Annotated in this window: 19 protein-coding genes; 10 read left to right on the top strand and 9 right to left on the bottom strand. The window is 67.8% G+C overall.

All coding sequences use genetic code 11. The features are described from left to right. Positions 1-9: 9 nt before the first annotated feature. Positions 10-3,267 (bottom strand): DUF4062 domain-containing protein, encoded by a 3,258-nt coding sequence (locus V9K99_RS19295; protein ID WP_337009315.1) that lies wholly within the window; start codon positions 3,265-3,267, stop codon positions 10-12. Positions 3,268-3,824: 557 nt separating this feature from the next. On the opposite strand from V9K99_RS19295, the gene smpB reads away from it, so the two are divergent. The 5 genes from smpB (at position 3,825) to V9K99_RS19270 (ending at position 8,502) form a co-directional block, all read left to right on the top strand. Further along, entirely contained in the window at positions 3,825-4,304 is a 480-nt protein-coding gene (smpB, locus tag V9K99_RS19290; RefSeq protein WP_337009313.1) for an SsrA-binding protein SmpB, read from the top strand. Positions 4,305-4,472: 168 nt separating this feature from the next. After that, positions 4,473-5,309 (top strand): trypsin-like serine protease, encoded by an 837-nt coding sequence (locus V9K99_RS19285; protein WP_337322861.1) that lies wholly within the window; start codon positions 4,473-4,475, stop codon positions 5,307-5,309. 182 nt (positions 5,310-5,491) lie between these two features. Then, complete coding sequence (locus V9K99_RS19280) at positions 5,492-5,746, top strand: hypothetical protein (protein WP_337009309.1); 255 nt, start codon at positions 5,492-5,494, stop codon at positions 5,744-5,746. Between the two features lie 29 nt (positions 5,747-5,775). Beyond that, positions 5,776-7,692: a TOMM precursor leader peptide-binding protein gene (locus V9K99_RS19275; RefSeq protein ID WP_337009307.1), complete on the top strand. Its 1,917-nt coding sequence runs from the start codon at positions 5,776-5,778 to the stop codon at positions 7,690-7,692. A 9-nt stretch (positions 7,693-7,701) separates the two neighbouring features. After that, positions 7,702-8,502: a SagB/ThcOx family dehydrogenase gene (locus tag V9K99_RS19270; protein ID WP_337009305.1), complete on the top strand. Its 801-nt coding sequence runs from the start codon at positions 7,702-7,704 to the stop codon at positions 8,500-8,502. Here V9K99_RS19270 and V9K99_RS19265 read toward each other — a convergent pair. From V9K99_RS19265 to V9K99_RS19250, 4 genes are all read right to left on the bottom strand, one after another. Continuing rightward, entirely contained in the window at positions 8,499-11,441 is a 2,943-nt protein-coding gene (locus tag V9K99_RS19265) for a helix-turn-helix transcriptional regulator (protein WP_337009303.1), read from the bottom strand. The genes V9K99_RS19270 and V9K99_RS19265 overlap by 4 nt on opposite strands. A gap of 89 nt (positions 11,442-11,530) precedes the next feature. Beyond that, on the bottom strand, positions 11,531-11,905 hold the full coding sequence (locus V9K99_RS19260) for a hypothetical protein (RefSeq protein ID WP_337009301.1): 375 nt from the start codon (positions 11,903-11,905) through the stop codon (positions 11,531-11,533). Between the two features lie 146 nt (positions 11,906-12,051). Continuing rightward, the gene (locus tag V9K99_RS19255; RefSeq protein WP_337009299.1) at positions 12,052-12,774 is read right to left on the bottom strand and encodes a GAF and ANTAR domain-containing protein; all 723 of its coding nucleotides are present in this window, start codon (positions 12,772-12,774) and stop codon (positions 12,052-12,054) included. Positions 12,775-12,825: 51 nt separating this feature from the next. Continuing rightward, positions 12,826-13,545, bottom strand: a complete 720-nt coding sequence (locus V9K99_RS19250) for a GAF and ANTAR domain-containing protein (protein WP_337009297.1) — start codon at positions 13,543-13,545, stop codon at positions 12,826-12,828. A 474-nt stretch (positions 13,546-14,019) separates the two neighbouring features. On the opposite strand from V9K99_RS19250, the gene V9K99_RS19245 reads away from it, so the two are divergent. Both V9K99_RS19245 and V9K99_RS19240 read left to right on the top strand, forming a co-directional pair. Continuing rightward, positions 14,020-14,292, top strand: coding sequence for a hypothetical protein (locus tag V9K99_RS19245; RefSeq protein WP_337009295.1), 273 nt, complete (start codon positions 14,020-14,022; stop codon positions 14,290-14,292). After that, complete coding sequence (locus V9K99_RS19240; protein ID WP_337009293.1) at positions 14,289-14,534, top strand: hypothetical protein; 246 nt, start codon at positions 14,289-14,291, stop codon at positions 14,532-14,534. The genes V9K99_RS19245 and V9K99_RS19240 overlap by 4 nt, the downstream gene beginning before the upstream one ends. 16 nt (positions 14,535-14,550) lie before the next feature. Here V9K99_RS19240 and V9K99_RS19235 read toward each other — a convergent pair whose 3' ends face one another. Next, positions 14,551-15,165: a TetR/AcrR family transcriptional regulator gene (locus V9K99_RS19235; RefSeq protein ID WP_337009291.1), complete on the bottom strand. Its 615-nt coding sequence runs from the start codon at positions 15,163-15,165 to the stop codon at positions 14,551-14,553. A 59-nt stretch (positions 15,166-15,224) separates the two neighbouring features. Between V9K99_RS19235 and V9K99_RS19230 the strand changes: the two genes are divergently transcribed. Continuing rightward, positions 15,225-16,445 (top strand): NAD(P)/FAD-dependent oxidoreductase, encoded by a 1,221-nt coding sequence (locus tag V9K99_RS19230; protein WP_337009335.1) that lies wholly within the window; start codon positions 15,225-15,227, stop codon positions 16,443-16,445. Here V9K99_RS19230 and V9K99_RS19225 read toward each other — a convergent pair. From V9K99_RS19225 to V9K99_RS19215, 3 genes are all read right to left on the bottom strand, one after another. Then, the gene (locus V9K99_RS19225; RefSeq protein WP_337009289.1) at positions 16,442-16,789 is read right to left on the bottom strand and encodes a DoxX family protein; all 348 of its coding nucleotides are present in this window, start codon (positions 16,787-16,789) and stop codon (positions 16,442-16,444) included. The two genes, V9K99_RS19230 and V9K99_RS19225, sit on opposite strands and share 4 nt — an antisense overlap. An 83-nt stretch (positions 16,790-16,872) precedes the next feature. Next, complete coding sequence (locus tag V9K99_RS19220) at positions 16,873-17,727, bottom strand: RNA polymerase sigma-70 factor (RefSeq protein ID WP_337009287.1); 855 nt, start codon at positions 17,725-17,727, stop codon at positions 16,873-16,875. After that, entirely contained in the window at positions 17,724-18,410 is a 687-nt protein-coding gene (locus V9K99_RS19215; RefSeq protein WP_337009285.1) for a TetR/AcrR family transcriptional regulator, read from the bottom strand. The genes V9K99_RS19220 and V9K99_RS19215 overlap by 4 nt, the downstream gene beginning before the upstream one ends. A gap of 136 nt (positions 18,411-18,546) precedes the next feature. Here V9K99_RS19215 and V9K99_RS19210 point away from each other — a divergent pair, with 136 nt between their 5' ends. Further along, positions 18,547-19,506 (top strand): NAD-dependent epimerase/dehydratase family protein, encoded by a 960-nt coding sequence (locus V9K99_RS19210; RefSeq protein ID WP_337009283.1) that lies wholly within the window; start codon positions 18,547-18,549, stop codon positions 19,504-19,506. Positions 19,507-19,658: 152 nt separating this feature from the next. After that, positions 19,659-20,339 carry an LmeA family phospholipid-binding protein gene (locus V9K99_RS19205; RefSeq protein WP_337009281.1) on the top strand — a complete coding sequence of 227 codons (681 nt, stop codon included), beginning with the start codon at positions 19,659-19,661 and terminating at the stop codon, positions 20,337-20,339. The last annotated feature ends 34 nt before the right edge of the window (positions 20,340-20,373 follow it).

Genomic DNA, 20,373 nt, shown 5'->3' with positions numbered 1-20,373 from the left:
GGTCTCCTCCTAAGAGCGGATTTGTTGGCCTTTTCCCACATCGGTGGCGGATCCCTCCAGCGCAGCCAGTTCCTGACGGGCCCGGGCGTACTCCGCCGGATTCTGGCTCTCGTCGAGGAGCGACAGGGCGTGCCGCAGCAGTACGGCTGCGAGCGTTGGCCGGCCGCCATGCCGGTAAATGTCTGCCAGGCCGATCGCGTAGGCGCCTCCCATCGGCGCCCTCCCCATCTCCACGAACCGTGTGGCGATGTCCGCCAGGAGCGCATCGCCGTCCGCAACGCTGCCGCGCGAGACGGCCAGCAATGCGAGCGCCTGGTCGGTATGCGCCAACTGATGGAAATCATTGAGCTTCTCGACCAGGGACCTGCTTTCACCCAGCACGCGGGTGGCGTCCTCGTTCTCGCCGCGCAGCAGGTGGATGTGGCCAAGCGCGAGGAGGTTCTCAGCCTGCCCCGCGCGATCTCCCAGCTCCTTGGCAAGCGCGTGACTGGCGAGGTGAAGGTCCTTCGCAAGGTCGAGGTCGAGCCTGCGCAAGGCCTCGTAGCCCTGCAGGTTAAGCACGTGCGCGCGGCCCCAGTTGTCCAATCCGGAAGCCAGCAGGTCCGCTGATTCCCGCAGGAGCGCGGTGACGTCGCCGGTTTGCCGGTTTCTGGCTATGTGCGCGAGCACCAGCAACGACGTCGTCACACCCCAAGTGTGTTGCTGCGCACGGAACACGCTCAGCGCCCGCCGGGCGTACTCATCGGCCTGCTCGAGCTGCGTCCGAGAGATGGCGACCAGAGCCAGCGCGAGAAGAGTGAGTCCCTCACCCTCGTCCCCGCCGCCGGACAGCTCGTCCATGCTCGCCTTGGCGAGCTCTCTCGCGCGGGCCAGGTCCTCCTGTTTCCAGGCGAAGATGGCGGTCCACGCGCCGGCTTTCGCCCGCAAGGCCGGCTCTGCCCCGCCCAGGCGGATGCTCTGCTCCAGCGATCTGCGGGCCTCGTCCCAGTGACCATGCAAATACCAGAACCAGGCGGCACCCACCGCGATGCGGAGGCTGGTGTTTGCATCGCGCTGACTCAACGACCATTCCAGCGCTGCCTGGATGTCGTCGTGCTCAGATTCAAGTCGGTCGAGCCAGCGCGCCTGTTCCTCGCCACCCCGAATGTGGGAGGCGGCGGCTTCGACGATCGAGCAGCCCCAGTCGCGGTGTCCGGTACGTACTACGTCGGTTTCATCCGCATCGATCAGGCGTTCGCGCGCGTACTGGCGTACGGTCTGCAGCAATCGGTACCGGTTCTCGTCAGTGCCCTCCACGACGACAACCAGTGACTTGTCGACCAGCCTGCCAAGCAGATCGAGTACGTCCGCAGCGTCGACGCCGTCACCGCCACAGACTGTCTCCGCCGCATCGATGGTCCAACTCCCCATGAAGACCGATAGGCGCCGCAGCAGTTTCTGCTCGGCCGGTGTGAGCAGGTCGTAGCTCCAGTCCATCGCAGCGCGCAGCGTCTGCTGCCGCGGCAAGGCGGTCCTGGCGCCGCTGCTGAGCAGGCGGAAGCGGTCAGACAGACGAGAGGCGATCTGCTCGAGGGACAGTACCTTGACCCGAGCTGCGGCGAGCTCGATGGCGAGGGGAATCCCATCCAGGCGCCTGACGGTATGTGCTACGGCCGCTGCGTTGGCGGGTGTGACTGCGAACCCCGGGTTTACCGCCTGTGCCCGCTCGGCGAAGAGTCGAATGGCCGGAAAATCGGCCAGGTCCGTCACGTCGGTTCCGTCCGTGGGGACGGGGAGGGACGGCACCGCGATGATGACCTCTCCCGGCACTGCCATCCCCTCACGACTGGTCGCGAGGATGCGTAGGCCGTGGGTCGCCTGCAGCAAGGACGCTGTGAGGTCGGCAGTGGCGGCCAGGAGGTGCTCACAGTTGTCGAGCACGATGAGCAAGCGCTTGGATTGCAACTCGTCCGCGAGCGTCTCGACAAAGGGTCGGCGCGGGTTCTCGGGAATCGCCAGCACGTTGGCGATCGCCGACGGCATCCGTTCGGCTTCAGTGAGCGGCGCCAATTCGACCAGCCACGCACCATCGGGGAAATCGTCCACAAGGTCCGCGGCGGCCTGAAGCGCAAGGCGTGATTTTCCCGACCCACCGACACCGGTCAGTGTCACCAGGCGCCCGGTATCCAACGCGCGTTTCACGTCGGCCAGTTCGCGATCCCTGCCGACGAAGCTGCTGAGCTGGACGGGCAGGTTGTGGCGACGGCGATTGAGGGTCCGCAGCGGCGGAAAATCTGACCGCACTCCCGGCATGACGAGTTGCTGGATTTCCTCGGCGCGCCCCAGGTCGGAGAGCCGGTGCACGCCGAGCGACCGAAGCTTGAGCGGAGGTGGCGGCGTCTCTCCCAGTAGATCGACGACCGCCGACGACACCAGCACCTGACCGCCGTGACCTGCGGTCAGCAGTCGGGCCGCGCGCTCGAGCGAGGCGCCGAAGTAGCCATTGTCGCGCACCTCGGCCACCCCGCTGTGCAACGCGACGCGGACCACAGGCGGCTCCAGCTCTCCCCATTCCGCCGAGGCCAGCGCGCGCTCGAGATCGAACGCCGCCGAGACGGCAGCCAGCGGCTCCGCGAACGCAGCGCCGACAGACACGCCCACGCTGTTGAACATGTATCCACCGTTCGACGTGGTGGCCCGCCGCAAGACGTCGTGCAGCTTCGCGATGGCTCCCGTCTTGTCGTCGCCGGCCAATGATTGGGCGGATCCGCCGGCCGCGGCGACCAGGAACGTGACCACGCCAGTGGGCAGGTTCGGCGTCGCGAACCGTTCGCTGAGCAGGAGTGCCAGGTCCTCGCCCACCAGGCGTGCGAGCTCGTCGGGCGACCGGAACGGCTTGTAGGAAGCCGTGTCGTCGTCCCTGATCCGCTGCAGCAGTTGGTCTAGCCGTGTCTCGCGCTGCGGCGCGGGAGTCTTCACGTACAGCAGCCGAGGCAAGCCCTGGGACAGGCTGTACTCGTCCTCCAGCCCAGAAACCGTCTCACTGGGAGCCACCCATCCGTAGCTCTGCCAGTAGATGCCAACGAAGATCTGGCTCTGCTCCAAGTACGCCCGATAGAGGTCACGGGGCGGGTAAGGACGCGCGCCGAGCTCGAACATCACCGGTGCCAGGTGCAATCGCTCGACCGTCTCGCGCACGGCGGCGCGCTCTTCCGACAGTTCCGCCAGAGTAGAACTGACAAACACCCGAAGCCGCTGATCGGGCGTGCGGATCAGGGAGCCCACCATGCCTGCCTGCCCTCCTCATCTCGGTGCAAGAGGCAGGACTTCCTCAGTTTCCACCTTTGCGCTCGACGAGTCGAGGCGTCTCAAACTGCTGCTGGCAGGCCCAATTTCGCGGTGGAAACTGTTGATCAGGACGCGCCCCGCCGTTAGATGCTCACCTACCGACCCCCTGCTTGAGCGAGGGCCGACCGACGTGGCCGATAGAGCTGCGCCGCCTCGTCACCGAAGGCCTGACATCGCGTGACGCCAACTCCGCCCTTCCTTGGCTCGAACCGGCCAAACGCTCCAATTCAGCCTTCCGCGCGGCGCCACCCGCCTCCCGCTCACCAGTTCAGCCTGGGAACACCGTGGGGAACAAAGAGGGCTCGGTCTGAGTCAACTGGAGTCAAGACTGGCTGAACTGGTGGTGGCTGGTTACGCCTGCAGATGGCCATGTCGGTGGGGTGCGTCGGTTTCCTAAACCGTGCGTCGCAGGTTCGAATCCTGCCGGGGCACCTATCGGATGCGGCTTTCGGTGGCTGGCCGGCAGGTCGGTCGGGTTGTTGGGGGAGAATCGGCGTGTGAAGAAGCCTGAGGCCGAGCCTGTGGTGGCGCGCAATCGTAAGGCTGCGCACGACTACCAGTTGGGCGAGTCCTGGGAGGCGGGGATCGTGCTGCAGGGGCCGGAGGTGAAGGCGCTCCGGGCCGGGCGGGCGTCCCTGGTCGGCGGCTTCGCCATGGTCGAGGACCGGGAGATCTGGCTGCACGGCGTGCACATCCCGCAGTACTCCCAGGCCCGCTGGTTCGACGGCGGATCACGCCGCAAGCGGAAGCTGCTGCTGCATCGTGCCCAGATCGACAAGATCGAGCGCAAGGTCAACGAGAGCGGGCTGACGATCGTCCCGGTGACTCTCTACTTCAAGGACGGTCGCGCGAAGGTGGAGATCGCCCTGGCCCGCGGCAAGAAGACCTGGGACAAGCGCCACGCCCTCGCCGAACGCGAGGCAACCCGAGAGGCCGAGCGCGCCCTCAGCCGCCGCCGCAAGGGCCGCCCGGACTGATCAGCAGTGCGCAGGGCCGCCCATGAACGACGGAGGCATGCCAGTCCTGGTGACCGGCCCCAGAGTCAGGTCGGCAAGCGGGGGAACACGGTCCAACGAGATCTGCGGTATTGCAGGTGTCGACGAGGCCTGACCATACTGCGGGTGATGATCGGGTGAGGGGAGTGCATGATGCGACGAGTTCGGGTCGGCCGACTGGCGAGCGTGCTCAGCGCTGTGTCACTTGTTGCCGGCATGCTGCTCATCGCGCAGCCGGCCGCGGCGATCACCGGCGGGCAGCGCGACGAGGTGCACACCAACGTCGGCGTCATTCGCTTCACTACCGAATCGGGTCGGTTCCGCTGCTCCGGCACGCTGATCTCGCCGACGGTAGTGCTCACTGCGGGCCACTGCACCGGGGACACTGGCGCGAGCCCGGCGACGAACGTCTACGTTTCGTTCAACACGGACCTGCCACTCGACCCGCTCGCGCAGGGCATCACCCCGCAGGAGCGTGCGGCCCGCGCGGCGAACTACATCACCGGCACGGCACACCCCGATCCCGGCTGGACCGGAAAGCTGTCGATCTCCAAGCAGCACGACCAGGGTGTCGTGGTGCTGGATGCGCCGGCCGCTTCGAAGTGGCCGGGCATCACGCCGGCGCCGCTGCTTCCGGTGGGCACGCTCGACGGCAACCAGGGCGCACTGAAGAACGAGACGTTCACTCTGGTTGGCTATGGCGTTGACATCGGCGCGAAGAAGTCACAGATCGTCGTACCGGAGCGGCGCTTTACCACGTCGTTCCTCAAGAACGTGCAGGATGAGGTCGTCACCTTCCAGATCAACGACCGCGACTCCAAGGCCGGCGGCGGTTCCTGCTTCGGCGACTCCGGCGGGCCGGTGTTCCTCGGCCGGTTCGTGGCCGGTGACGCTTCCTTCGTGAACTCACTGACCTGCAACGCGACCGGCGGTTACCAGCGCGTCGACACACCGTACGCGCGAGCCTTCTTGGAGCAGTTCATCTAACCGGCGCCACTCGGTAGGGGCTGTTAAGCCTTCGTGGTTGAAGGGTTGTGGGGGTGTTCTGGGCGGGTTGATACTCGGTGGGGAGCGGTTGGGGACGCTGGGTTGGTGCGGGGGCGCCGTAGCCGATCAGGTCAGGGGGGATCAGTCGACGCACCTCGCTTCCGGAAGGTTGGAGGGGAGCGATGTCGGTTTCGGAGCTCGAGGAGCTCAAGCGGCGGGTGCAGGAGCTGCGCGAGAAGCTGGAGACGGTGACGGACGCGGAGTGGCAGGGCTACGTCAAGGTGCACGACATTCTGGCCGGGTCAGAGTCTGGGCACGATGGTAGGCCGGCTTTCAGGTGCGCGATGTTGGGGATCTTCGAGACCCCGGCAGGACCGGGCGAGGTCGGCGAGTATGACGCCGGCGCCGTTCAGCGGTTCGCCGATCTCGGCGGATGACCTCGAGGCAGCCGAACACGGGACCCTTGGTGCAGGTAGACGACCCGCTACGCATCGTCCTGATCGGGCAGGCGGATCTCGTCGACTCGATCTGCGCCTCGTTGACCGGGGTTGGGATAGGGCCGGATCGCGTCGTTCTGGCGCCGTACCCGCGGGAGCGCGAGGAGTTGCCGGCGGTGATGGCCGGTGCGGATCTCGTTGTCGCGGCGGGTGATGGCTCGCTTCCGGTTCTGCATCCGTGGGTCAACCTGGTCGGGCTGCGGTTGGACATACCAACGCTGCACGCCGATGTACGGCGTTCTCGGGCGACCATCGGTCCACTGGTGCTGCCCGGGGAGAGCCCGTGCTATCTGTGCTGGCGGATGCGTGCGCTGGCTTGCGAGGAGGACTTCACCGCTGCAATGGCGCGAGAGGAAGAACTCGACGCTCTCCGGCTCCCGAACGCTCCAGCAAGGCCATTGCTGCCGGCACTCCTGCCGCTCATCACCAGAGCCCTCGTTGCCGAGCTGTTCGCACCGCCGCGGCTGCGCGCCGGCGTGCTGACCCTCGACGCGCTCGACGGCACCGAGAAACCGCATCCCGTGCTGCCGCGCCCGGACTGCCCGGCGTGTGCCAAGAAGGCCCGCCTGCCGTCGCAGGCTTCAGCCACGACCGACTTCGACGGCATTGCGCGGCGCGCGGTCGATCCGTTGTCCGGCCTGGTTCGCGCACTGGAGGTGATGCCGAAGGACGTCGACGAGCCCGAGCGACCATTCATCGTCCGAGCCGAACTGGCGAACGCGAACTTCCGCGCCGGCCGCAACGCCTTCGTCTCCTGCTCCGGCAAGGGCTGGACCATCAAGGAAGCCCGCGACAGCGCCCTCGGCGAGGCCCTCGAACGGTACGCCGCGATGACCTGGCAACCCGAGCGCACGATCAGTTCGACGTACGACGCTCTGGATCGACCCGGCCTGGATCCGCGGGACCTGGTGCTGTTCGCCGACCACCAGTACGACGACCTGCCGTTCCAGCGATGGCGGCCGGAGACCGAACTCGAGTGGGTACCCGCGCAGTCGCTCGTAACCGGCGACGAGGTCTGGATCCCCTTGCTGGCAACGCATTTGGGCTACCGCCCACCGACACCGGCCGCCTTGTTCCCCGCCACGTCAAACGGATTCGCGGCCGGGCCGAACTGGGCCGGCGCCACGCTGCGCGCACTGCTCGAGGTGATCGAGCGGGACGCCTTCGCAATCGCATGGTCGCATCGACTCCCCGGCCGATGCGTGGCCGCCGCGGACGTACCGGACGAACAGACCCGGGCGATCGCGGCGGCGCACGCACGGCGTGGTGTCGAGCTGATGGTGCACTTGCTGCCGACAGACACCTCGGCGACCGTCGCCCTGGCTGTCGCGTGGTCGCACCGCGCACCGGCCGCAGTGATCGGAGTGGCTGCCGCGCTGGACCCGGTCGCCGCAGCCCGTGCCGCGGTGTTCGAGGCCATGCAGGTCCGGCCACTGCTGCGCACCAGGCTCCGGCGGCCCAACGTCCAGGCCCGGATGGCCGAACTGGCGTCCGAGCCGGCCAAGGTCATGAGCCTGGACGACCACGATCTCTTGTACGCCGACCCCGCCGCGGCTGCCGCCGGGATGCGATTCCTCCGCGAAGCCACCCCGGAACCGTGGCCGGATTCATTTGCCCAGAGCAATGGAAATCTCGAAACCCTGACCAGATCGCTGGCCGCAGTGGCGCCGGATGTGCTCGCCGTGGATGTCACACCGCCCGATGTCGCCAGCCTCGGGGTGCGCGTCGTACGCGGGGTGGTGCCGGGCTTCGTGCCGATCTGGTTCGGTGCGGGTCAGGCGCGGCTCGGCGGATCGCGGCTGCTGGAGATGCCGGCCAGGATCAGGCTGCGACCGGCGCCGGCCCGGTTGGACGAGCTGAACCTCGACCCGCACCCCCTCGCGTGAGGACAGCCAATGACACCTGGCGCGTTCCGCACCGATCAGCCGCTGGCCTGGACCTACCACCGTGGCACCGCGGGCCGGCTGGTCAGCACCCCTGAGTCGATCTCGCCGCCACCGCAGCCGGGACGGGAGGACCCGTCGGCACGGTGGGTCCCGTTGCCACCCGACGTACGGGTCGTCGCGCCGCTGGCCGAATTGATCCGCGACCGGGTGTCCTGCCGCGCGTTTCGCGACCGGCCGATCAGCCTCGCGGAGCTGGCCACGCTGCTACGGAGCGGGTACGGCACCACCGGAGTGACCGACGACGGCCCGCTGTACATGATCGATCGAGCGGTGCCCTCCGCCGGTGGGCTCTATCCGCTTGAAGTGAGCGTGGTCGCGCGCTCAGTCGATGCTCTGCAAGCCGGGATCTACCACTACGTGCCGCTCGCGGACGGCCTCGAAGAGGTCCGCGAGCACCCGGTAGCCGCGTCCCAAATCAGCCACCTGTTCATGGATCAGCCGTGGGCTGCCGAGGCTGCCGTCGTACTGGTGCTGTCCGCCGTCTGCGGGCGCAGTCTGGTCAAGTACGGCGACCGCGGATACCGCTACCTGCTCCTGGAGGCCGGGCACGTAGCGCAGAACCTCGTCCTCGCGGCGACCGGGCTCGGCCTCGGCACCGTCAATCTCGGCGGCTTCTTCGACGACGAACTGTCGAGCCTGCTGTGCCTCGACATCGAGTCCGAGATCGTCCTGTACGGCGTCGCCGTCGGCCACCCGTCATCCGCCGACCGCACCACCCGCCGCGCTCTCGGCCGGCTACAAGACGGCTAGCGACCAAGTCTCACAGCCAGAGCCGCGACCTCGCGACGCGATGATGTCCCGGTCTTGTGCAGCAGGTTCGACACATGCACGCTGACCGTCTTCTCACTGATGAACAGTGCGTTCGCGATCTCGGCGTACGTCCGGCCTGCGACCAGGTGGGACAGCACCTCTTGCTCGCGCTTCGTCAAGGAGTCGAAGGGGGCCGGTGGCTGGACGTGCGCAGCCGACGCCGGTTCCTCGAGCCGGATCCGGCCGACGGCGGCCAGTGTCTCGACCTGGTGCCGCAGGGGTCTCGCGTCGACCTCGATCGCGAAGCGGTGGGCGGATCTCAGCGGTACGGCGACGGCGGCCCGGGCGGCTCCCTCGTCGAACAGAGCCTGTGCCCACCGCCACGAGGCGACAGCCTCGTCCCAGCGCAGGCCCGCTGCGCTGCACCGACGTACGGCGTCCTCCCAGACGCCGGAGGTGGACGTCTCCCCCGCGCACCGGGCGTTCTCTGCGGCGAACAGCGCCTGCATCGCGGGCTGGATCAGATCCTCAGGGCCGACCTCGAAGGGCTGCGGGAGCATGCCTCGGCGCACGGCCAGGAGGTCGTCGAAGGCCGCTCGAGCCTTGCGGACGTCTTCGCTGTCGCCGCGGTCCCGCGCAGCCTCCGTCAGGTCGGCCGCGGCCCGCGCACCCCACACCACCATCTCGTCCGCGTCACGAGTGTCGGCGACGCCGACAGCCATCGTTCGCGACAGCAGCTCGAGGGCCTGCTCGGCCCTGTCCGTGGCGAGCAGATACTCGGCCAGAGCTGTCTGCGCAGAAAGTCCGGCCCGGTTCTCGACGTCCGGTATCAACTCCTTGGCGCGTTGCAGGTGCATTCCGGCTGCCTCGCGGTCTCCTCGCCGTACCGACAACGAGGCCGCGCTCAACCGGACCAACGCACTCGCATTCGGCATGCCGGCCAGGGAAAGACCCTCACGGATGACGTCATCGGCTTCGGGCAGTCGTCCGAACATCAACAGGTGATGCGCCAGCAGTCCAGCAGCGAACACCGCCACCGAAAGGGCACCGGCATCGATGGCGAGTGGGAGGAACTCTCGCATCAACTCGATGCATTCCTTGATGCGGCCTCGCCGGCTCAGGTAGTTCTGCCGGATCACCAGCGTTCGCCAGATCAGCTCGGGGTCGCCGGTCAGCTTGGCGAACCGCAGGCCGGCCGCGGTGTCGGGATCGGAAACATCCACATTCCCACGGACCGCGTACGCCAGCCCGAGAGCGGCGTTCGATCCCGATCGATGGGCTGCCCGGACCGCGTCCTCGCCGTACGTCCGAGCGAGCTCGACCTCGTTGTTCCACCATTGACACCAACTGAGATACGCCAGCGCGTCGGCGTACTCCTCGCTGTCCGGAGCCGCCCGGCTCAGCTCGACCGCCTGCTCTGCCGCGGCGATCGGCCTGCCCTTGGTTCGGCCGGTGGCAAAGGCCGCGTCCGCCCATCGCCTCAGCAGGCGGCACGCGCGGAGCGGGTCGGTGCGCTCGTCGACGAGTTCGAGCGCGCGGGACCACGCCGCGAAGCTCGCCTCGCCGTCGCCGAGCAGGTCGTCGGCTCGCGCAACCCGCTCCCAAAGGTCCAGCGGCCCGGCACCGTCCCCGCGGTGGACCATCGGCCAGAGGCGCACCGCCCGGCGCAGATGGACGGCCTCCTCACGGGGCGATCTGATCGACTTCGCGAGCTCGGCTGCCCGCAGCGACGCCTCCAGGCATGCCTCCAGGTCGCGTGCGCGCTCGTAGTGCAAGGCCAGGTCGCCCTGCCGTTGCACCTCGTCAGGGCCGGTGGCCTCACGTGACGCGAGCGTCTTCGCCCACGCGGCATGGATAGGTTCGGCCTCGCCTGGAACGAAGGTGGCGTACAGGACCTCGGCCAGCAGGGGGTGCCGGAACCAGCACCTGTCCGGCCCCTGCGCCACACTGATGCCAGCAGCGGTCGCCTCGACCAGAGCGGCGGTCAGCGCCTCAGGCCCGATCCCACTTGCCGCCGCAACCTCCCTCAGGTCATCGATCGACGTCGGGCGCCCCGCAGCCGCCATCACCCGCATCACCTCCCGCCCTGCCGCCGAGAGCCGATGCCAGGCCGCCAGCAGCGCTCCCGTCAGCTCGGCCGGCAGATCGGGGGGCAGCTGTACGGCGGTGCTCGTGACCCCCTGGACCAGCAGTTCACTCAGATACGGGTTGCCGTCAGACCGCCGTACAACCTCATCCACTAGGCGGTGATCAGGGGTATCTCCGAGCAGGAGTGCGAGCTGCTGCTCGGTCTCGTCCCGGCTCAGCCTGTCCAGCCGAACGTCCGTCACCGACGGCAGCCGCCGCAGGTCGGCGAGCCACGTGTACAGCGGATCACCGGACGCGAGCTCCTCGTCCCGATAGGTGGCCAGCACCGCCAACCGCTGGCGGCGGAACCCGGCAATCAGGTAGGCCAGCGCATCACGGGACGCCAGATCGGCCCACTGCACGTCGTCCACGACCAGAATCGTCGGACCGTGCGAAGCGATCGCCATCACCAGCGCATCCACCACGGACAACAGCCGGACCGCACTGTCGGACGCGTACCCGCCCAGCGAAGGCAACAACTCACCCGCAGCCGGAACAGCATCAAGTACGGCGGCCAACTGGTCGGGCTCGGCAGACTCCAGCCAACCCTCCAACGCGCCGATCAGCGGAACGTACGGCGCGTCCACGGCCCCGAAGCGGACGCATCGGCCCCACAGAACGAATGCGCCCTGCGCAGCCGCCTCGTCACACATGGCTCTGACCAGGCGAGTCTTGCCCACGCCGGCCTCGCCGTGAACGAACACGGCGGCCGGCCGTCCGTCGGCTGATCCCTGGATCGCCGCCCCGAGAATCCCTCTTTCCTCGATCCGGCCGGCCAGGCCGGACGGGCGGGCGATCGATGCCCCTCCCACGCCCTCCAGTCTGACCCGATCCGACCGGACTGTCTGTAGCCATCATGGAAGTGCGGCACCCGCCCGGGAGCGGGTGCCGCACGTCGGTTCTACCCGTTCGCCAGTCGCCGACGCTGGTACAACCACAGGCCGCCGAACGCGACAGCCGCACCACCGAGCGCGGACGCGCCGGACTGGAGCGCCTCGACGCCGTTGTCGTCCGACGTACCGGTCGAGGTCGCGGCGGTCTCGACGCGCGCCACCTCGAACTTCGGGTCGTAGTTCGGATAGTTGTACTCCGGGCGCGCGGTGCCGGATCCCGGATAGCCGGATCCCTCCTCCGGCCAGCCGGACCCGAGCGACGGCACGCTCTGCGAGGTCGAGCCGGGCCCTGGCTCTGTCGTGGCTGACGCCTCGGTCGCGGTGAGGGCGACAGCGCCCATCGCGAACGCCGACAGCGCGAGGGTTGCGTACTTGCGGTTCATGATCGCTCCCTGGGGACTTGTGCGGCGGGACTCGCCGCTACCCCTTCACGATTGATCCGCAGGCCATGCCCTCACATCCGAGTGAAACCCTCAGATCTGAGGCAGAAACCCTCAGATACGTGATGCGTTCCTCCGACTGCCCGGCGTTACCCGGGTTGGGGGGTGAGGAGTTCGGCGGTGCCGTCCACTACTGCCTGCGCGGTGGCGTGGAGGTGCTTGCCGTGTTGGCGGGCCCAGGCGCGCATCATGATGAACGCTTCGTCTACGCCGACTCCGGTGCGCTCGGCCAGCACACCCTTGGCTTGTTCGATCAGGATCCGGCTGTTCAGGGCGTTCTGGAGTTGTTCGGCCAGGATCTCCCCGCGCCGTACCGTTCGTTCCTGGAGCAGGCCGATCGTCGCCACATCACAGAGCGCTTGACCCAGCGCCACCTCGTCCGGGGTCAGGCTGACCTGGCGTGCGCAGAAGAGGTTGAGGGCGCCGATGACCTGGCCGCGCAGCCGCATCGGAAGTGCGTGGGTCGTCTCGTAGCCGGCGTCGGCGGCTGCTGCCCGGAAGTTCGGCCAGCGCGTTTCGACCTCCGACAGGTTGAGGTTCACCTGTGGCTGCCCACTCAGATAGCAGTCGAGGCAGGGGCCCTCGGAGTTCTGCAACACGAACAGCTCCAGTACCCGAGCCTCCTCGGTCGTCGACGCCACCACCTCGAGCTGGCCGCGCTGATCGGCAAGGATCAGGCCGGCGGCGTCGGCCGGCAGCAACTCCACGCTGCGCTCACACAGCACATACAGAAAGTCGATGACATCGAACTCGTCGATGAGCGTGTCCGCGAGTTCCACGAACACGCGTGCGAGGCGTTGCTCCCTGCTCATAGCTTGCTGCCCTTCCTGACCATGCACAGCCCTGTCGTCACGGTGCTCTCTTCATGATGGATCGTCTTCCGGCCGGAACGTCACCTTCCGGGCCACTACATCCTTGGCAAGATCGAGCAACGACCGATCGTCGGCGTAGGCCCTCGCCCTCAGCAACAACAGGGCCTCGGTCAATCCGACCGCGGCCTGAACGGTGATCATGCCAGTGGCCTGGTGGATTTCACGACGACCTGCCGCCGCGTCGGCCAGATGCGGATGCAGCTCGCCTGGCGCGGTCTTGTTCTGCAGGTCGAGGACCAGCGTGGTCGCCGCGGCGGCGAAATCCAGCGCCAGCGCGAGCTCGGCAGCGGTCAGCGGGCCGATCACATCCCGGTAGAAGTCGAGCACGCCGAGCCGGATCGCGCCGATCTGCAGCGGGAACGCGAACACCGCCGTGATACCGGCCTCCTGCGCGCCGGCCACGAACGCCGGCCAACGCGACGTGCCGGTCGAGGCGAGATCCGATTCCAGCACCGGGCGCCCGTCGCGGAAGGCATCCAGGCACGGGCCCTCCCCGAGGGTGCTCTGCAGGTTCTCCATCGCCACGGCCGGCCCGTCGGTGGCGGCCAAGGTGCCACCATGACCGGCTGCCGTCATCAAGGCCATTCCTGCCCCGTCGACCGGCAACGCTTCGACGGAAGCCGCGCACAGTCTGTCCAGCACGCTTCCGACAGCGTCGGCGCGGGCCGTGAAAACGTCGACGAGGATCTGATGGACCTGCAACGATCCCACTTGCCTCTACACCGTCCTCGGCTGTTCGCGCGCTGTGATGGGCTATCGATGCGGCGTGAGGCCTACCTTGACCCCTTGATGCTCCATCCGCACGCCGCCTCGCCGGGTCGCGGCAGGAGGGTACCCGACCCGGCAGAGGCGGTCGGCGCCGCCCGCGGCCGCGGCTTCGGATCCGTCAACTCCGGATCCGAGCGGCCTCGCGAAGCGGGGAGGGGGTATCGCACGCGATGACAAAAACATGGCCCGGCCCCCTCACAACCCACCAACCTGTGGGCGGACGGCCGGGTCTGGGGCAGCACGCCGGCGCCGTGACGTACGGCGCTTACACCCTCAAATGTACGTCGCACCCGGCACAAGTGGAACCACGAGCTTCGGACCCAGACTTTCCCGGCGAGGTAAGCTGGTGACACTCCGGAACAATGGCATACCAGGCGGTCTGTCGGGACCCGGCAGCAGCCTATGAGGCGATGCCAGATGACCATCCACCCAGTAGCCGCCCTGCCAAGCATCCGGCACCGCTCGACCACGGACCACGACCTCTCGCATCTGCTCGCCGAGGTCCTCAGCGCCCGCGCGGCCGAACAGTCGACCCGCAGCACGAAGCGTCCGGACGAGAGCATCCGCAACAACTCCCGTCGGCTCACCGACTCACTCAGCGCCTACGCCAGCGCCCTGGAGTCCTACCGCTTGCCCGTTCCGCGCGCGATCCGCGACGAGCTCCGCCTGCGCCGCCGGCTGTCCTCATGACGGAGACGGCCCAAGGGCCGTCTCAGCGCGCCCACGGCGAGCGGCTCCTCCGGGGTCTGCCACTCCCCGGCCACGTGATCCTCCGGACCGACACAGGCTGGCGACGCGGCTGGCTGCTCGCCCGGGAAAACGGGCCGACCGGCTGGATCGGACTCGTCCAGTACGACGACGGCGACATCGAGATCACCGACTACCTCCCCGCCGACCGCATCGCCTCCCCCGACCACTGGCCCGCGGAGTGAGCCAAACCCTGTGAAATCAAGGCTTTTTTGTGGCTGCGGTGAGGGCTGTGTGGATTGACGTGCGGGCTCGGTCTAGGACTTCGGGGTCGCTGAAGAGGACGTAGTAGTAGTTGGCCAACTCGACGGCGGCGGTGAGGTCGAAGACGAGTTGGGGGATGTCGACCGTGGGTCTGAGGTGGCCGTGGTCGCGGGCGGTGGTGGCGAACGATTCGAGGAGCTCGGTCCACCCTCGCTGGTCTGAGGCGACCTCGTCGTGCGCCGCCGTACCGGAGCGGGCGTCGAATTCGGCGAGCATGCCGGCGAAGAAGCAGCCGCCGGGGAAGACGCGCCGCTCGATGTACGACAGGTAGGACGCGCAGATCTGCTCCAGCTGCGGCAGTCCTTCGTCGGCAGCCAGGGCCGGCTGCATCACTTCGCGCTCGAAGATGTCCCGCGCCGCCTGGATGATGTCCAGCTCGAGGCGCTGCTTGGACCCGAAATGCGCGTACAGCCCGCTCTTGCTCACGCCGACCTCGTCGGCCAGCCGGCCGATGGTGATCGCACCGAGTCCTTCGATCGATGCGAGTCGCACCGCTGTGTCGAGGATCGCGGCGTACGTCTGCTCGCCGTCGGAGCGCCGGGGGCGGTTCACTCTTGACAAGATAGCACGACCGTGCGATCTATGAACTAGTCAGCACGGTCGTGCGATCTATGGAGGCCGAGATGTACGACGTGATCGTGGTCGGAGCGAGTATCGCGGGATCGACGGCGGCGACCCTGCTCGGACGGGCGGGTCTACGGGTCGCGCTGGTCGAACGGCATCACAGCATCGACACCTTCAAGGTGCTGTGCACCCATCACGTCATGGCCTGCGCGACACCGACGATCCGCCGGCTCGGGCTCGACCGGCGGATCGAGGCGGCCGGCGGTATCCGCAACGGTCTCGACTGCTTCACGCCGTGGGGGTGGGTGGTCAGTCCGCCCGACAGCCCGCACGGCTACAGCATCAGGCGGGCGAGGCTCGATCCGATGGTTCGCGAGCTCGCGGCCGGGACCAGCGGTGTGGACTTGATGCTGGGACAGAAAGCGATCGCGCTGCTTGACGGCGAGGGTGTTCGGCTCCGCGGTGACGACGGCACGGAGCGTTCGGTGCGCGGGCGACTGGTCGTCGGTGCCGACGGCGTCAACTCCGTCGTCGCCCAGCTCGCCGGCGCCGGGCAGCGGGTGGCGCCCAATGAACGGTTCATCTTCTTCGCGGAGTTCACGAACGTCCGGCTCACCTCTGGTTCGAGGACCCAGATCTGGCTGCACGAACCGGGTATCGCGTACGCCATGCCGAACGAGGATGGCATCACCGTCCTGGCATCCATGCCGGTGAAGGCGGACCTGCCGTCGTACCGAGCCGATCGTGAGTCAGCGTTGCTGGCCAGTCTGCGACGACTGCCGGACGGACCGGTCTTCGACGACGCCAACCGCGTTTCGCGGATCGTGGGTGCCACCGACTGTCCACTCATCACGCGAACCGCCGTACCGCGATCCGGCGTCGCGTTGATCGGAGACGCGGCGCTGACTTCAGACCCGTCCCAAGGTGTCGGCTGCGGCTGGGCCTTTCAGACCGCGGAGTGGCTGGCGGATGCGGTCACACCGGCACTGCTCGACGGCGGCCGGCTCGAGCCGGCGCTACGCCAGTACGTACGACGACGCAAAGCACTGAACGGACATCAATCGACCATCGAGGACCAAGCCAAGGCAGGTCCACCGACACCGGTCGACCGATTGATGCTCGGCGCCGCCGTACGCGACCCGAGAACCGCGGCCCACATGCTTGCCTTCGTCAACCGAACGATCGGCCTCCGCCAACTCCTGGCCCCATCCGCCATCGCCCGCGCCGCCTGGACCAACCTCCACCACAGCGCCGTGGCAGCGGCTTAGTGGTGGGTCAGGTTGGTGATGAGGGCGGCCAGGGAGGTAGCGAAGAAGAGGGTCCAGGGGGCTAGTTGGTGGTCGTGGACTCGGAGGTGGGCGATCAGGGCGCCGAGGAAGTAGAGGACGAGGCCGGTTGCTGCGAGTGCTCCGAGGGGCGGAATCGCGAGGCCGGCGAGGAGTCCGAGAGAGCCGGCGGCCAGCAGGGCACCGAACGGGCGCATGTAGGAGTGAGGGATTTGCAGCCTGTCGGCTTCGGACTTCGGGTAGGAGTGGCCGATGAAGTTGGCGACGGCTGCGGAGGCGGTCAGGGTGGCGGCCACGACGGTGGTTGTCAGGTAGACGGCGTACATGAGGCTCCGATCCGCGAGGGAGGTGGGCGCTTCACGGACGAGACAGCTTGCTGGAGCGTGACAGTCGGGTGGGGTGAGTCAGGTCACGGCGCTACGCCGTTGAGCTTTGCTGGGTTGCTGACGACGTGGATCGTTTCGATGACGCCGTTGACTAGGTGGAGGGTGGCTGCGACTACCGGTGTGGTGTCTGAGTAGATGACCAGGCCGGTAGCGCCGTTCAGCTGACGCAGTACGACGTGTGAGTCGGCGGGGCGGCGTTGCGAGAGCAGGACGAGCGCCTGGGCGACGTACTGCGGGCTGTGGATGGGCTTGCGTGGTGCGCCGGTCAGGCCGCCGCCGTCGCTGATCAAGGTGACGTCTGGTGCAAGGACTTCCATGAGCGACTTCAGGTCTCCGCCGAGACAGGCTTCCAGGAACCGCTCCGTGACCTGCTGCTGCGTTGTCAGGTCGGTGTCGTATTTGCGGCGGCGTTCGGCGACCGCCGTGCGGGCGCGGTGGGCTAGTTGTCGTACATCCGCATCGCGTCGGCCGAGGATGGTCGCTATCTCCGTGAGGCTGTAGCCGAATGCCTCGTTGAGAACGAAGACCGCACGTTCCGTGGGTGACAAAGCCTCTAGAACAAGCAGCATTGCTGTCGAGACCGAGTCGGCGCGTACGACGTGGTCGGCGGCGTCCGGGGTGGTGAGCATCGGCTCTGGTAACCAGGGGCCGACGTAGGACTCACGTCGTACCGCTGCACTGCGCAGGCGGTCGATCGACAGGCGGGTGGCGACTTTGACGAGGTAGGCCTCGGGGTCTTCGACTGTTGCCGTGTCGACCCGATTCCAGCGGAGCCAGGTCTCTTGTACGACGTCTTCCGCGTCGGCGACGGTGCCGAGGATGCGGTAGGCGACTGCGTACAGGAGGCCGCGGTGTTCGTTGAAGTCGGCAACGGTCACTGGGGGAGGCCGGTGAGGTCGGCCATGAGGGTCATGTGGTGGTCGAAGTACTCGGCTCGGGCGGCGATCATGTTGTCGAGGCGGCCGAAGACTTCGAAGTTGAGGACGCCGAAGAGGTGGGTCCAGGCGACGAGGACGCGGTCGAGGCGTTCCTCGAGGAGTTCGCCTTGGCGTTCGTCGATGAGGCGGCGGAGGTCTGCGCGGAGCGGCATGGTGAGTGGCGAGGCCTTGATCGGTTTGAGGCGGCCGAGGCCGTCGGTGACGATGTCGACGAGCAGCAGGATGACCTTGGCGGCCGGCTCGACGGTGTCCTGCGGGGCGGCGTAGTCGGGGACGGGTGCGCCGTAGATGAGGCCGTACTCGGCGGGGTGTGCGAGAGCCCAGGCGCGGACGGCGCGGCCGACGGCCAGCCAGCGGCCGCGGAGGTCGTCGCGGGGTACGGCGGCATCCGCCTCGGTCGCGGCGGCGGCGAGTGCGTTGTACGCGTCGATGATCAGGGCAGTGAGGAGGGCGTCGCGGCTCGGGAAGTAGCGGTAGAGGGCCGAGGCGACGATGTCGAGGTCGCGGGCCACTGCGCGCAGGGAGAGGTTGGCGCCGTCCGTGGCGAGGTGCCGGCGGGCGACTGCCTTGATCTCCTGGCTCATCTCCGAGCGGACCCGGGCACGGAGCGACGGTGCGGACATGGGGCCAGTCTGGCATAGATCCGAGAACACTGGAACGCTGCGAGAACAGTGTTCTTGACCGTGGCTCGGCGAGATGAGTACAGTGAACTCATTCGAGAACACTGTTCTCATCCGTGTCTGCGAAGGGTTACCCGCCATGTCCCTGCACGTCATCGTCGGAGCCGGGCCGGTCGGCTCGGCCACAGCCCGCCTGCTGGCCGCCCGCGGCGAGCAGGTCCGCCTGATCACCCGCTCCGGCAAGGGCCCCCAACCGCTCCCCGGCCAGGGTCGAGATGACGTGGGTGGGATTGAGTGTGTTGTGGGGGATGCGAGTGATGGGGAAGGGATGGCTCGGCTGGTTGAGGGGGCGGTTGCGTTGTATTCGTGTGCGGGGCCGGCGTATCACCGGTGGTCGACCGATTGGCCGCCGATCGGTGCGGCGCTTATCCGGGCGGCTGAGAGCAGTGGCGCCGTACTGGTGACGACCGGAAATCTCTACGGGTACGGCGAGGTTGACGGGCCGATGACCGAGGACACTCCGCTGCGCCCCAATTCGGTGAAGGGGCAGGTGCGGGCCCGGTTGTGGCAGGACGCGTTGGCGGCACATGAGGCTGGGCGGATCCGGACGGCTGAGGTGCGGAGCTCGGACTATCTGGGCGCGCTGACGGTGTCGCCGTTCAGTGTGATGGTGTTGCCGAAGGTGATCGCCGGGCGTCGCGGTACGGCGCCGGCAGACCTGGATGCGCCGCACAGTTGGACGTACGTCGGTGATGTCGCCCGCACGTTGGTCGCGGTCGCGGCGGACGAGAAGGCGTGGGGTCGGCCGTGGCACGTGCCCACTCCCCCGCCGCTGTCGATCCGTGAGCTCGCCCGACGTGCTGCTGAGCTCGCCGGAGCACCGGCTGCTCGGGTCGCCAAGATGCCTGGGTTTGCGCTGCGGTTGGCAGGGCTGTTCAACCCGGCCGCGCGGGAGATGATCGAGACGCAGTACCAGTGGCAACGTCCGTTCGTCCTCGACTCCACCGCCGCGACCGTTGCTTTCGGCATCGAACCGACGCCGACCGACGAGGCTCTCCGCGAAACCATCGACGGCCTCCGCGCCCAAGCACCTGCGTGAGCACAGCGGCTGGACACCAACCTTGGGGTAGGTTCCTGCAGTGGTTTTGCGGGGCGGCCTAGGCTGTGCGGATCGACGGGGAGCCACGGACGGTGTCGGGAAGGGCAGGAATGAGTTCGAGGAGACCACGGCGCTGGTTGCGGCGTCTGGTGGTGACCGTTGTGATCCTGGGGCTGCTGGGCGTAGGCGCCGATCGGGCCGCCGCATGGGTGGCCGAGGATCGGCTGGCGAAGATGGCTGCGGAGGAGGCGGCGCAGTACGACGTCCAGGCCGCGGACACCAAGGTGGCGATCGGCGGATTCGGGTTCCTGCCACAGGTGGTGAAGGAAGAGTTCTCGACGGTGACGCTGACCATGGACCGGCCGACCTTCTCGTCGGTTCCGGCCGAGGACCTCACCGTGACGATGAACGGAGTACACGTTCCGCGCGCGTTGGTCACCGGAGGTTCCGGCGCTGAGGTCACCATCGACTCGACGGATATGAAGGTGCGGTTGTCGCCGGCCGAGCTGGCCAAGCTCGCCGCACGTGCGACCGGTGTGGACGACCTGACCCTGCGCACCGTCGAGGGCAAACTGCACGCACAGCTGTCGGTCCGCGGTGTCGACGTCGACGCGACCCTCAGCCCCAAGGTGGAGAAGGGCCGGATCGTCCTCGCGGTCGACGAACTCTCCGACGCGGTCCCGTCGGTCCTCCGCAATGCGGTGAGCTCCCTGCTCGAGCGAGGCATCACTCTCCCCAAGCTCCCCTTCGGCGCCTCACTCAAACAGGTCGCCGTCGAAGGCAGTTCCGTCGTACTGGTGGCAACCGTCGACGACCTCAAGTTCGCCGGCTGAGCTGGCTAGGCGGGCAGAGCAGCGCCCTCGGGAG

This window comes from Kribbella sp. CCNWLW201 (assembly GCF_037203805.1).
Classification (GTDB): domain Bacteria; phylum Actinomycetota; class Actinomycetes; order Propionibacteriales; family Kribbellaceae; genus Kribbella.
This window is presented reverse-complemented; position numbering and strand designations above follow the sequence as displayed.